Raw genomic sequence first — 13622 nt, forward strand, 5'->3', positions numbered from 1 at the left:
GACCAAAGCAGTCGGCTTCGGCTTTGAGGCGATTCACAAAATATAGGTTGTTGGGGAATTTTTGTGATTTGCAAAATCGGACTTGTGAGGGAGTCATCATGATGAACTTTGAGATGCTTGAGAACAACACCAAAGGGACCGTAATCAAGGTCGTTGGTGTGGGCGGTGCGGGCGGCAATGCCGTCGCGCACATGATTCGCAGCGGCGTGCACGGCGTGGACTTCATCTGCGCCAACACCGATGCGCAGGCGCTGGCGGCGACCAACGCCCCGGTGCAGATCCGCCTGGGCCGCACCGGCCTGGGCGCGGGCGCCAAGCCCGAGCAAGGCCGCGCGTCGGCCGAAACCGCGCGTGAAGAGATCCGTGCCGCCCTGAACGGCGCGCACATGGTCTTCATCACCGCGGGCATGGGCGGCGGCACCGGCACGGGCGCAGGCCCGGTCGTGGCCGAAGTCGCCAAGGAGCTGGGCATTCTGACGGTGGGCGTGGTCACCAAGCCCTTCTCGTTCGAAGGCAACAAGCGCCTGAAGATGGCCGAGGACGGCATCGCCGAACTGGCCAAGCACGTGCATTCGCTCATCGTGGTGCTCAACGAGAACCTGTATGAACTGATGGACGAGGACGCGACGCAGGAAGACTGCTTCCGTTCGGCCGACGACATCCTGCACAACGCCTGCGCGGGTATCGCCGAAATCATCAACGTCGAAGGCAACGTCAACGTCGACTTCGAAGACGTCAAGACGATCATGGGCGAGCAGGGCCAGGCCATGATGGGCACGGCATCGGCTTCGGGCGCTGACCGCGCCCGCGTCGCCGCCGAGCACGCCATCGCCTGCCCGCTGCTGGAAGGCGTGGACCTGAACGGCGCGCGCGGCGTGCTGGTCAACATCACCGCCAGCCGCTCGCTGAAGATGCGCGAAACGCGCGAAATCATGGAAACGATCCGCAGCTACGCTTCGGACGACGCCACCGTGATCTTCGGCACCGCCTACGACGAATCGATGGGTGAAAACCTGCGCGTGACCGTGGTTGCGACCGGCCTGGGCCGTGCGCAGGCGCGTCCGCAACTGGTGCAGAACACCGCCGAGGCGCTGCGCACCGGCACCGACAACCTGCCCATGGGCACGATGCCGGCCGCCGGTCAGGGCGACTACCGCAATCTGGACATGCCGTCTGTCATGCGCAACCCGCGCAGCCAGGCGTCGGCCCAGGTGCGCGCGCTGGAAAGCTCGGGCATGGATCATTTCGACATCCCGGCATTCCTGCGCAAGCAGGCGGATTGAACCTGGAGCCTGGTTTCAGGCTCCTATGCACTCCCTCATCTCCGGCCTGCCTGTCCCCGCGGGCAGGCCGGAGGCGGAGCGGTCCGTTTTTCGTTTGTATGATTTGAATCGGGGACGGTTTTATCGGTCGGTCCTGACGCTTTGATGGCGTTGAGAACCGGACAGAGTTACAATACGTCAGTTACGCCGGCAATCTCTTGTCATCTTGCCGGCTTCCTGGCTCAAAATACCTTAGTCTCATGTTCCGACAGCGCAGCATTCAGAATCTCGTCCGCACGACAGGCGTCGGCGTCCACTCCGGACGGCGGGTCGAGCTCACTCTGCGTCCGGCGGCGCCCAATACGGGCATCGTGTTCCACCGCGTCGATCTGCCCGAAGTCGTCGACCTGCCCGCGCAGGCCACTGGCGTGGGCGATACGCGCATGGCCTCGGTGCTGCAGCAGGGCAACGTGCGCGTGTCCACGGTGGAACATCTCATGTCGGCGCTGGCCGGCCTGGGCATCGACAACCTGCATATCGACCTCACTGCCGAAGAAGTCCCCATCATGGACGGCAGTGCGGCAACCTTCGTGTACCTGTTGCGCTCGGCGGGTATCGTCGAGCAGAACGCGCCGAAGCAGTTCATCCGTGTGTTGAAAACGGTGGAAGTGCGCGAGGGCGAAGGCCGCAACGAGAAGTGGGCCCGGCTCGAACCCCATGAAGGGTACGCGCTGGCGTTCTCGATCGACTTCCGCCACCCCGCCATCGACTCAACCGCCAATTTCGCCGAAATCGACTTCGCCACCCATTCGTACGTGCGCGAGATCGCGCGCGCCCGCACCTTCGGCTTCGTCAACGAAGTCGAGGCGCTGCGCTCCATGGGCCTGGCCCGCGGCGGCAGCCTGGACAACGCCATCGTGATGGACGAGTACCGGGTGCTGAACAGCGATGGGCTGCGCTACGACGACGAATTCGTCAAGCACAAGATCCTGGACGCCATCGGCGACCTGTATCTGCTGGGCAAGCCCCTGGTGGCGCGCTACGTGGCCTGCAAGTCGGGCCACGGCCTGAACAACCAGCTGGCGCGCGCGCTGCTGGCGCAGCGCGATGCCTGGGAACTGGTGAGCTACGAATCGCAGGCCGAGGCGCCCCAGGCGTTCCGGCACGAATGGCAGCTGGCCTGAGGCCGGCTTGCCGCTGATGGTCGGTGCGCCGGGGGCCGTCCCCGGCTGACTACCGGCCATTTTCATTTGGATGGCGCCGATGGTTGCCATCCGACCGTCGCGCCAACGCCTTGCGGGGGCAGGCCGCGGGTTCATCCTGTCGCGCCATCCGGCCATTGCGGCCATCCGAAAGGCTGGCATCCGGACAAGCCCGGCTATCTCAGCTACTCTTGTGGTGCTTCAATAGCCTGGCGACCGCGTCGGCCAGCGGACCGGGACGCAGGTTGTCATGCAGGGTTTCAAAGGCGCCCAGCGCCGCGTCTCCCAGCGGTTGCGCCTCTTTGGGAGGCAGCGGCTTGCGGGCGCCGGGCTTGGGCAGGCCGGCTTGTACCTTCACGGCAATTTCGTTAAGGTTCCAGCCTTGGTCGGCCAGGGCCTGCGCGATGCGCGGGGCCAATTGACGCATCTTCGCCGCGTGCGCGGCACTGGGCACCACCAGTTGAAGGCGCTGGTTTTCCAGCTTGCCTACCTGGCAGACGGAGCCCAACGGGGCGGGCAGGATCGCCGCCACCGCATATTGGATTTGCAAGTGCTTGCGGGCGGTCGCCAGTACCCCGGCGCCCCGCATGTCATGACCCAGCCATCCCAGGGCGGTATTTTCCCCTCGCCGGCTGGAACTGGAACGTTGACGGTATGAAGTGGGTCTATTCATCCCGGCTCTGAGAATTAGGAAGCAAACCTTGAAAATCGTGATTATGCACGCCCGCGACGGGCAGGACGGGCATTTCACCCTGGGAGGCGCGCGCTTGGCGTTGTTTCTGGGGGGCGCCCTGGTGACGGCCGCCATCTTCGGCGCCGCGCTACAGCGCTACATTACTCCCATCCTGCCCGCCGTACATACGGTGGGATGGCCTTTGTCCGAACAGCCGGGGCGCGACGCCGATTTCCTGCGCGGCAACATGAACCTGCTGGCCGCCAAGGTGGGCGCGCTGCAGGCCAAGCTGGCCAGCATCGACGGGCTGGGCCAGCGGGTGGCCCAGGTCGCCGGGGTGGCCTACACCGATCCTGAAGTGGCCAAGCAACTGGCCTCCGCGCCAGCCGAGGCGCCCCATGCGCCCGAAGCCACCCAGGTCATGGATGATCTTTTCACCGAGGGCACGCCGCCTTCCGCGGCTTCGGCCGAGGAGCTGGGACGCCAGCTGGACGAGATCCAGGAACGGCTGGCCCTGCAGACCGACAACCTCAAGCTGCTGGATGCGGCGCTGACCCGGCGCTCGGCCGATCAGGCCCGCATGCCGACGGCGATGCCGATCACCGACTATCCCTACCTGAGTTCTTCCTACGGTTGGCGCCGCAATCCGGTGACCGGACGTTCCGCCATGCATGAAGGGCTGGATTTCGCCGCGCCGCCGGGCACGCCCATCCTGGCCGCCTCGGGAGGGGTGGTGCTGGAAGCCAAATTCCATCCCGGCTACGGCAATATGGTCGAAATCGACCATGGCGATGGTCTGATTACGCGTTACGCCCACGCCTCGTCGCTGATGGTCAAGCAGGGCCAGTTGGTCGAGCGCGGCCAGCAAGTGGCGCGCGTCGGATCCTCGGGCCGTTCCACCGGGCCGCACCTGCATTTCGAGGTCCGGCTGGCGGGGCAGCCGCTGGATCCGCGCCTGTTCCTGGGGCCGCAGCAGAACGCGCCGCCGACGGTGGCCCAGGCCGGCGCCGGCACGGCCGCGCGCTGAATCCCGATCCGGGCTACAGTGCCTGCCTGGCCATAGTGCCAGGCTATTACGCGCCAGGTGCGTTAAACTGGTTCGTTTCCCAGCGGACCCCCGCTCAACCAATAACATCAAGTCACGGGCGACGCCGCCCTCTGCCCATCGCGGGCGCGGCGGGGCTCGTGCGGCCGACATACGCATGGTTTCTCTGCTCAAAAAACTCATAGGCAGCCGCAACGACCGGCTGCTTAAGCAGTATCGCAAGCTGGTAACCCAGATCAATGGGCTGGAGCCCAAGATCTCCGCGCTCTCCGATGCGGAGCTGGCGGCCAAGACCGAGGAGTTCCGCTCCCGTCATGCCCAGGGCACGTCGCTCGACGACCTGCTGCCCGAAGCCTTCGCCGTCGTGCGCGAGGCGGGCAAGCGGGTGTTCGGCATGCGCCACTTCGATGCGCAGCTGCTGGGCGGCATTGCCCTGCACAGCGGCAAGATCGCCGAAATGCGCACCGGTGAAGGCAAGACGCTGATGGCGACGCTGCCGGTCTACCTGAACGCGATCGCGGGCAAGGGCGTGCACGTGGTCACGGTGAACGACTACCTGGCCCGCCGCGACGCCGAGTGGATGGGGCGCCTGTACCAGTTCCTGGGCCTGACCACGGGCGTGGTGGTGCCGCAGCAGCCGAACGAGGAAAAGAAGGCCGCCTACGCCGCCGACATCACTTACGGCACCAATAACGAATTCGGTTTCGACTACCTGCGCGACAACATGGAATACCGTGTTGAGGACCGGCGCCAGCGTGCGCTGTTCTATGCGATCGTCGACGAAGTGGACTCGATCCTGATCGACGAGGCGCGCACGCCGCTGATCATCTCCGGCCAGGCCGAAGACCACACCGAACTCTACATCCGCATGAACGCGGTGCCGCCGCTGCTGACCCGCATGGCCAGCGAGCCCAAGCCGCAGGAGCCGGAACCCGAGGGCGACTACTGGGTCGACGAAAAGAGCCAGCAGGTCTACCTGTCGGAAGCCGGCCACGTCCACGCCGAAGGCATCCTGGCGCGCCTGGGCATCCTGCCCGAAGGCGAATCGCTGTACGACCCGCGCCACATCGCGCTGATGCACCACCTGATGGTGGCGCTGCGCGCCAACACGCTGTTCTTCCGCGACCAGCAGTACGTGGTGCAGGACGGCGAAGTCATCATCGTCGACGAATTCACGGGCCGCCTGATGGTGGGCCGCCGCTGGTCCGACGGCCTGCACCAGGCGGTCGAGGCCAAGGAAGGGGTGAAGATCCAGCACGAGAACCAGACGCTGGCCTCGATCACCTTCCAGAACTACTTCCGCATGTACGAGAAGCTGTCCGGCATGACCGGCACGGCCGACACGGAAGCGTACGAATTCCAGGAAATCTACGGGCTCGAGACGGTCATCATCCCGACCAACAAGCCCATGATCCGCAAGGACCAGAACGACCAGGTCTTCAAGACGGACACGGAAAAGTACAACGCCATTCTCGAAGACATCCGCGATTGCCACGAGCGCGGCCAGCCGGTGCTGGTGGGCACCACCAGCATCGAGAACTCCGAGCTGCTGTCGGGCCTGCTGAAAAAGGCCAAGCTGCCCCACGAAGTGCTGAACGCCAAGCAGCACGCGCGTGAAGCCGAGATCGTCGCCGAAGCCGGCAAGCCGGGCCACATCACCATCGCCACCAACATGGCGGGCCGCGGCACCGACATCGTGCTGGGCGGCAGCGTCGACAAGCAGGTCGACCTGATCCGCGCCGACGAATCGCTGTCCGAAGCCGAAAAGACCGCCCGCATCGAAAAGGTGCGCGCCGACTGGAAGCCGCAGAACGAGCAGGTCAAGGCCGCCGGCGGCCTGCGCATCATCGGCACCGAACGCCACGAATCGCGCCGTATCGACAACCAGCTGCGCGGCCGCGCCGGCCGCCAGGGCGACCCGGGTTCGTCGCGCTTCTACCTGTCGCTGGAAGATTCGCTGATGCGCATCTTCGCGGGCGACCGCGTGCGCGCCATCATGGAACGCCTCAAGCTGCCCGAGGGCGAGCCGATCGAGGCCGGCATGGTGACGCGCTCCATCGAGACCGCGCAGCGCAAGGTCGAGGGCCGCAACTTCGACATCCGCAAGCAGCTGCTGGAATACGACGACGTCGCCAACGACCAGCGCAAGGTGCTGTACTCGCAGCGCAATGAAGTGCTGGAAGCGGCCAGCGTCGGCGCAATGGTCGAGAACCTGCGCGATGCCGCCGTGGTCGACCTGTTCAATACCTACGTGCCGCCGGAATCGGTGGAAGAGCAGTGGGACATCCCGGCGCTGCAGAAGGCGCTGGAGGCCGACTGGCAGATCCATCTGCCGTTGACCGAGATGCTCGAGAAGGAAGCTTCCCTGACCGACGAAGACCTGCGCGAACGCGTGGTCGCCGCGGCCCGCGATGTCTACCAGGCCAAGGTCGACCAGGTCGGCACCGAATCGTGGTCGCAGTTCGAGCGTTCGATCATGCTGCAGGCGATTGACACGCACTGGCGCGAGCACCTGTCGGCGCTGGACTACCTGCGCCAGGGCATCCATCTGCGCGGCTATGCGCAGAAGAACCCCAAGCAGGAATACAAGCGCGAGGCCTTCGAACTGTTTTCGGGCATGCTGGACCGCATCCGCGACGACGTGGTGCGCGTGCTGATGACGGTGCGCGTGCAGTCGTCCGAGCAGGTCGAGCAGGCCGAGGCCGAAGCGGCCCAGTCGCACGTGCAGAACGTGCAGTACCACCACTCCGACTACGACGAGGCGCTGGCCCAGTCGGCCGACGACACGGGCGCCCAGCCGGTGCGCAACGCGCTGCCCAAGGTGGGCCGCAACGATCCGTGCCCGTGCGGCAGCGGCAAGAAGTACAAGCAGTGCCACGGCAAGCTGGTCTGAGCGGATAACGCCATGCTGCATGCCGTCGGCCAGACCGAGTTCGACCACGCCGTGGTCATGGTGCGCGACCGGCTGGATGCGCTGGCGCCGCACTTCGAGCGCCAGGGCTTTCACCTGAGCGAAAAGGCGGTGCACAACCTGGGTTCGTGCAACCGCCTGATCGTGCTCGAAGGCACCTACGTCGAACTGCTGGGCTGGCCGCCCGGCGCGCCGCCGGCGCGCAAGGAAATCGCCGATTCGCCCTTCGGGCTCGAAGCGCTGGTGTTCCGCACCTACGACGCCGAGGCCACCCGCGAGCGCCTGCTCGCGGCCGGTTTCGCCGTCAATCCGATGCAGGAACTGTCCCGTCCGGCGATGCTGGACGGCCAGGAAGTCGAGGCCCGTTTCCATACCGTGCGTTTCGCCGAGCAGCCGCTGCCCGGCATCCGCATGTATTTCTGCCGCCACCTGACGCCCGAGTGCGTCTGGTCGCCCGAACTGATGGCGCATCCCAACGGCGCCCGTAGTCTGCTTCGCATCGACGCCCGCGCCGCGCAGCCGCGCCAGGTGGCCGAGCGGCTGGCCCTGGTGGCAGGCGTGACGGCCGAGGCCGTCGCGGGCGGCTGGGACGTGCCGCTGGCCAACCTGCGCATCCACGTGCGGGAAGACGCCATGGCGGCGACGCCGGTGTTGTCCACGCTGACGCTGGAAAATCGCGACGGCGCCCATTACACGCTCGATACCGGCGTCTGATCCTGTCCCGCCCGCGATCGCCGGGCGGGCGCCTTCCCCTTCCTGAAATCTTCCCGCTCACCCTTCTTGGGGGACGGATCGTGGCCGTGCGCGTTGCGGGCAAACCCGGGTTGTGAGGCGAAGTGTATGCACTTTAGTATGCACTTCATCCCCACCCCGGAGCGCCCTGGCGGCCCGCACGCTCATGACCTCATCCCGACCCGCAGCCCGCACCATGGCCGGCCAGGCCGAGCTGTACAACGCCGTCAAGGCGATGGCGGTGAGTTTCGAGTTCAAGCCGGGCGAACGCATCAACGAAGTCGAACTGGCCCGGCGGCTCAACGTGAGCCGCACGCCCCTGCGCGAGGTGCTCAACCAGTTGATGGTGGAGGGGTTCCTGACCCGCTCGGTTAACCGGGGGTTCATCGCCCGCCTGCTGGATGCCAAGCAGATTCACAGTCTCTATGAATACCGCGCGGTGCTCGAAGCCGGCATCGTGCGCGCTGCCTGCGAGCGCGCCACCGACGAGGAACTGGCAGCCTTGCGCGCCTTTGTCGAACGGTCCCGCGACGTGCCCGAAGACAGCGATGCGACCCGCCTGCTGGAACTGGACGAGGCGTTTCACCTGACCCTGGCGCGCTACTCGCGCAACGACGAATTCGTGCGGGCGCTGGAAAGCGTCAATGCCCGCATCCATTTCGTGCGCTGGATCGACATGCAGCAGGGGCGCCGCAGCCATACCCAGGCCGAACACATGCGCATCGTCCAGGCGCTGGAGCGACGCGACGGCGACGCCTTGCCGGACATGATGCGCAGCCACATCGGCCGGCGGCTGGACCAGATCACCGATGTCATCCGCACCGGCTTTTCCACGATTTACATGCGGGACCAGGCCGAACCCGCTATCGCAGCGCCGGCCAACACCACAACAGCAGGGGAAAACACATGACCTACACAACCTTGCGGCGCGCCTTGGCGGCCGTCTGCGCGCTCGCCGCGCTGGGGGGGGGCCTGGCCGCCGCGCCCGCCCGGGCGGAAGAAAAGCCGCTGATCCTGGTGGTGCCGTATCCGCCGGGCGGCAGCACCGACATCCTGGCGCGCATCCTGCAGCCACGGCTGTCCAAGGAGCTGGGCGGCCGCGCCGTGGTGGTGGAAAACCGCCCGGGCGCGGCCAGCCAGATCGCCACCGCCTTCGTGGCGCGGGCCGAGCCTGACGGCAGCACGCTGCTGGTCAGCTTCGACAACCACGGCATCAATCCGGCGGTGAAACCCAAGCTGCCGTACGACACCTTCAAGGACTTCGTCGCCATCACCCAGACCGTGCGCTTTCCGCTGGTGCTGGGCGCCAATCCGGGCGTGCCGGGCGACAACCTGAAGGAATTCCTGGCGGCCGCGGCCAAGCAGCCGCCCAACAAGTTCAACTATGCCTCCACCGGCGTGGGGTCGCTGAACCACCTGGCGCCCGAAGAACTCAAGCGCCTGTCCAAGGTGGAGCTGCTGCACGTGCCGTATGGCGGCGGCGGGCCGGCCATCCAGGCCGTGGTGGGCGGCCAGGCCAACATGACCTGGCTGAGCTTTGCCGCGCTGCGCGGCCAGATCCAGGCCGGCAAGATCAAGCCGCTGGCGGTGGCCGGCGAAAAGCGCCTGCCGGACCTGCCCAACGTGCCGACGGTGGCCGAGTCTGGCTTCCCAGGGTTCGTGGCCTATTCGTGGAGCGGCATGTTCGCGCCCAAGGGCACGCCCGAGGCGACCATCAAGAAGCTGACGCAGGCATTCAACACGGTGTTGGCCGATGCGGACGTCAAGAAGAAGCTGGAAGAGGCGGGCTTCGAGATCGTGGCGTCGAACGGCCCGGCGCTGGATGCCTACGTGAAGGCGGAGTACGACCGCTGGAGCAAGTTCATCAAGAGCAGCAACATCAATCTGGATAACTGAGCGGCCGGGGCGGGGCGCGATGGCGCGCCGCCCGGTCCGCGCATCGCGTGGAGAAGACATGGATACATTGACCGGCGCCGAAGCAATGGTGCGGATGCTGCAACACAACGGCGTCAAACATATTTTCGGCCTGTGCGGCGATACCAGCCTGCCGTTCTACGACGCGCTCTACCGGCTCGATCACGGCATGCAGCACATTCTGACCCGCGACGAACGCAGCGCCGGCTACATGGCCGACGCCTACGCTCGCGTGACCGGCAAGGTCGGCGTGTGCGAAGGGCCGAGCGGCGGCGGCGCGACCTATCTGCTGCCGGGGCTGGTGGAGGCCAACGAGTCGTCCATTCCGGTGCTGGGCATTACGTCCGATGTGGCGGTGGGCTCGCGCGGCAAGTACCCGCTGACCGAGCTGGACCAGGAGGCGTTGTACCGACCGCTGACCAAATGGAACCGCACCATCGATCGCGCCGATCAGATTCCCGGCATGGTGCGCGCCGCGTTCCGCGCCATGACCACCGGCAAGCCCGGCTCGGCGCACCTGTGCTTTCCCTATGACGTGATGAAGCAGCAGGTCGATGCCGCCGACGTCTGGGCCCAACCGGAACACGCGCAATTCCCGTCGCTGCGCTACGCGCCGGATCCGGCGGACGTGGCGCGCGCGGCGCAGCGCCTGGTGGGCGCGCGTTCGCCTGTCATCATCTGCGGCGGCGGCGTGGTGATCGCCGGCGCCAGCGGCGCGCTGCAGGAACTGGCCGAGAGCCTGAAGGCGGCGGTGTGCGTGACCGTCAGCGGCCAGGGCAGCCTGGCCGACACGCATCCGCTGAACGCGGGCGTGGTGGGGTCGAACGGAGGCGTGATGGCCACGCGCGACGTGGTGGCCGCCGCCGACGTGGTGCTGTTCGTCGGTTGCCGCGCGGGTTCGACCTCGACCGAGCACTGGCGCTTCCCGAACCGCGACGTGCCGATCCTGCACATCGATATCGACCCGATGGTGATCGGCGCCAACTACCTGACCGAGGTCGGCATGGTGGGCGATGCCAGGCTGGCCTTGCAGGCGCTGGGCGCCGAGGTGCGCGAGCGCCTCGCGCACCGGCCATCCGACGCGACCGATGGCGCGGTGCTGGCGGGCCGCGCCAAGGCCGCGCGGCGCGCGCAGCTGGAGCCGCTGGCGAGCAGCCTGGACGCGCCGATCCGTCCGGAACGCGTGGTGCAATCGCTCAATCGCCTGCTGCCCGACGACGCGGTGGTGTGCGCCGACCCCGGCACGCCATGCCCGTACTTCTCGGCCTACTACGATGTGTCGCGGCCCGGCCGCCATTTCATCACCAACCGCGCCCATGGCGCATTGGGGTTCTCGATGTCGGCGGCGCTGGGCGCCTGGGTCGGGCGGCCGAATGCCAAGTGCGTGTCGGTGATGGGCGACGGCAGCTTCGGCTTCACGGTCGGCGAGCTCGAGACCATCGTGCGCCACAAGGCGCCGCTGCTGATGGTGGTGTTTTCGAACTCGGTCTATGGCTGGATCAAGGCCAGCCAGAAGGCCGGCTACGACAAGCGCTATTACAGCGTGGACTTCGACCGCACCGACCACGCCCGCATCGCCGAGGCCTATGGCGTGAAGGCCTGGCGGGTCGAGGACCCGGCCAAGCTGGACGCGGCGATCAAGGCGGCCATGGAGCATGACGGCCCGGCGTTGATCGACGTGGTGGCGCAGCCGTTGCAGGATGCGGCGGCGCCGGTCAGCCAGTGGATGGGCTGAAGGCCAGGCAGGGAATGCGAAGCGGGGCCAGGGTTGGCCCCGCTTTTTTCATGGGCTCGATGCCGTGGGACGGGCGCCGTGGCGCGCGTTCAGTGGGGCGCCGGCGTGGGCACCAGATGGTTGACGCCGGTGCAGAGGTCGGCCTGGTCGACTCCGTAGATGTGCAGCGACACGGCGACGCCCGGGCCGGCGTTGCCGAGGCGGTGGATCTGATGCAGGCCCTGGGTGGCGGTGACGATGTCGCCCGGGCGGCGGCTGACCTGGCCGCAGGGCCGGGCCGCGCCCGCCGCCGGATCCCAGCGGTAATGGGTTTCGACCAGCTCGCCTTGCAGCACCTGGTAGGTGCACCAGGTCTTGTGGCCGTGCACCGGGCTGAATTGCCCCGGGCGCCAGATCAGGTAGGCGACGGTGAAGGCGCCATGCGGATCGGCATAGGCGATGTGGCGGGTGTAGTGCTCGGGCCGGCCGTCGCGCAGGTCTGGTGGCAGCGCGCGCAGCATGTCGCCCGCATTGGCGACGCTGGCGGCAAGCTCGCGCAGGAAGGCGCGCGCCGCGCTCATCTGGGCGGCCTGCACCGATTCACACAGCGTACGCAGGTCGGCGGTGGCGAGTGGAAGGTTGGGCATGGTGGCACGCCTGAAGGACAAGCCTTCATCTTAGGGATTCGGGTTGGAATGCCTTTGCCAAATTGGCCCGTGTCGAACCGATGTTTAGAAAAAAATTCCACCCCCGCGCGCCGCCCCGGCTCCTATACTGGTTCGCTTCTTGGTACCACTCTGGAGGGGGTTGGCATGGATCTCGGGATCAGCGGCAAGACGGCACTGGTATTCGGCGGCAGCCGCGGCATGGGCCGCGCCTGCGCCCTGCAATTGGCGCGCGAGGGCGTGGCGGTGACGATCGCCGCCCGCAATCCGCAGACGCTGGAGCAGGCGGCGGCCGAGATCTCGCGCGTGGCGGGCATCGGCGTGGGCTGGGTCTCGGCCGACCTGACCCGTCCCGAAGGGCGCGATGCCGCGTTGGCCGCCTGCCCGCGTCCGGACATCCTGGTGAACAACGCCGACGGTCCCATGCCGGGCGATTTCCGCGATTGGTCGCACGACGACTGGATCGCGGCGCTGGACGCGATGATGCTGGGCCCGATCGACATGATCCGCCGCGTGGTCGACGGCATGATCGAGCGGCGCTTCGGCCGCATCGTCAACATCGTGTCGCGCAGCGTCAAGGCGCCGCATGCCGAACTGGGGCTGTCCAATGGCGCGCGGGCGGGGCTGATCGGCTTTGTCAGCGGCCTGGCGCGGCAGACCGTCAGGCACAACGTCACCATCAACAACTTGTTGCCCGGCGCCTTCGCCACCGATGCGCAGGCTCGCCACATCCGCGGCATGCTGGAAGAGGGCGGCAAGACCTTCGAGCAGCTGTGGGACGAGCGCGGCCGCGCCAGCCCGGCCGGCCGCTATGGCCAGCCCGAGGAGCTGGGCGCGCTGTGCGCCTACGTCTGTTCGGCGCAGGCCGGCTACATGACAGCGCAGAACATCCTGCTCGATGGCGGCGGCTACCCGGGCACGTACTGACGCCGCGCCAAGGGCCGCCTAGGGTGTTCCTCGGGTGGACGGCGCGCAGGCGCCAAGGCAAGATGCGCCGATACCGCTTGAGGAGCCTCCATGGACCAGACCGACATCAAGATCCTGGCGTTGTTGCAGAAGGATGCCACCTGTTCGGTCGCCGAAATCGCCGAGCAGGTCAACCTGTCCGTCACGCCGTGCTGGCGCCGCATCCAGAAACTCAAGGACGACGGGGTCATTGCGCGCAATGCGATCCTGCTGGATCCCCGCGCGCTGGGCCTGAACCTGACCGTGTTCGTGTCCATCAAGACCAGCCAGCACAACGAGAAGTGGACCCAGAGCCTGATCAATGCCGTCATGGCGCTGCCCAACGTGGTTGAATTCCATCGCATGGCCGGGGATATCGATTACCTGCTCAAGGTGGTGGTCGAGGACATGGCGGCCTATGACCGCTTCTACCGCCGCCTGATCGCCGCCGTGGACCTGCTGGACGTGAGTGCCAGCTTTTCCATGGAAGTGATCAAGAGCACCACCGAGCTACCGCTGGACGCGCTCTGACCGGCTGCCGGCGCGCGGGCGGCATGTG

The 13622-nt window shown here is 66.8% G+C and carries 12 protein-coding genes; 10 read left to right on the forward strand and 2 right to left on the reverse strand.

Features of this window, described 5'->3' with window-relative positions; all coding sequences use genetic code 11:
* Positions 1–98: 98 nt before the first annotated feature.
* Entirely contained in the window at positions 99–1283 is a 1185-nt protein-coding gene (ftsZ, locus tag ACUTAG_RS18825; protein ID WP_020925134.1) for a cell division protein FtsZ, read from the forward strand.
* A gap of 239 nt (positions 1284–1522) precedes the next feature.
* On the forward strand, positions 1523–2446 hold the full coding sequence (gene lpxC, locus ACUTAG_RS18830) for a UDP-3-O-acyl-N-acetylglucosamine deacetylase (protein WP_006388787.1): 924 nt from the start codon (positions 1523–1525) through the stop codon (positions 2444–2446).
* Between the two features lie 199 nt (positions 2447–2645).
* On the opposite strand, the gene ACUTAG_RS18835 is transcribed toward lpxC, so the two are convergent.
* Complete coding sequence (locus ACUTAG_RS18835; RefSeq protein WP_006388788.1) at positions 2646–3053, reverse strand: flagellar hook-length control protein FliK; 408 nt, start codon at positions 3051–3053, stop codon at positions 2646–2648.
* Positions 3054–3180: 127 nt separating this feature from the next.
* Between ACUTAG_RS18835 and ACUTAG_RS18840 the strand changes: the two genes are divergently transcribed.
* From ACUTAG_RS18840 to ACUTAG_RS18865, 6 genes are all read left to right on the forward strand, one after another.
* Positions 3181–4164, forward strand: coding sequence for a M23 family metallopeptidase (locus ACUTAG_RS18840; protein WP_006388789.1), 984 nt, complete (start codon positions 3181–3183; stop codon positions 4162–4164).
* Positions 4165–4339: 175 nt separating this feature from the next.
* Positions 4340–7075 carry a preprotein translocase subunit SecA gene (gene secA, locus ACUTAG_RS18845; protein WP_148319163.1) on the forward strand — a complete coding sequence of 912 codons (2736 nt, stop codon included), beginning with the start codon at positions 4340–4342 and terminating at the stop codon, positions 7073–7075.
* A gap of 12 nt (positions 7076–7087) precedes the next feature.
* Entirely contained in the window at positions 7088–7807 is a 720-nt protein-coding gene (locus tag ACUTAG_RS18850; protein ID WP_006388791.1) for a VOC family protein, read from the forward strand.
* Positions 7808–7991: 184 nt separating this feature from the next.
* The gene (locus ACUTAG_RS18855; RefSeq protein WP_262352301.1) at positions 7992–8735 is read left to right on the forward strand and encodes a GntR family transcriptional regulator; all 744 of its coding nucleotides are present in this window, start codon (positions 7992–7994) and stop codon (positions 8733–8735) included.
* Positions 8732–9721, forward strand: coding sequence for a tripartite tricarboxylate transporter substrate binding protein (locus tag ACUTAG_RS18860; RefSeq protein ID WP_446650261.1), 990 nt, complete (start codon positions 8732–8734; stop codon positions 9719–9721). Before ACUTAG_RS18855 ends, ACUTAG_RS18860 begins: the two co-directional genes overlap by 4 nt.
* 58 nt (positions 9722–9779) lie before the next feature.
* The gene (locus tag ACUTAG_RS18865; protein ID WP_047992642.1) at positions 9780–11474 is read left to right on the forward strand and encodes a thiamine pyrophosphate-binding protein; all 1695 of its coding nucleotides are present in this window, start codon (positions 9780–9782) and stop codon (positions 11472–11474) included.
* A gap of 89 nt (positions 11475–11563) precedes the next feature.
* Here the strand turns inward: ACUTAG_RS18865 and ACUTAG_RS18870 are convergent, their stop codons facing one another.
* Entirely contained in the window at positions 11564–12100 is a 537-nt protein-coding gene (locus tag ACUTAG_RS18870) for a cysteine dioxygenase family protein (protein WP_026382384.1), read from the reverse strand.
* A gap of 165 nt (positions 12101–12265) precedes the next feature.
* Here ACUTAG_RS18870 and ACUTAG_RS18875 point away from each other — a divergent pair, with 165 nt between their 5' ends.
* A complete protein-coding gene (locus tag ACUTAG_RS18875) occupies positions 12266–13045 on the forward strand; it encodes an SDR family oxidoreductase (protein ID WP_006388797.1) in 780 nt (259 codons plus the stop codon).
* Between the two features lie 90 nt (positions 13046–13135).
* Positions 13136–13594, forward strand: coding sequence for an Lrp/AsnC family transcriptional regulator (locus tag ACUTAG_RS18880; RefSeq protein ID WP_006388798.1), 459 nt, complete (start codon positions 13136–13138; stop codon positions 13592–13594).
* Positions 13595–13622: the final 28 nt, after the last annotated feature.

The sequence above is a fragment of the Achromobacter sp. CSND-B12 genome (assembly GCF_052906545.1).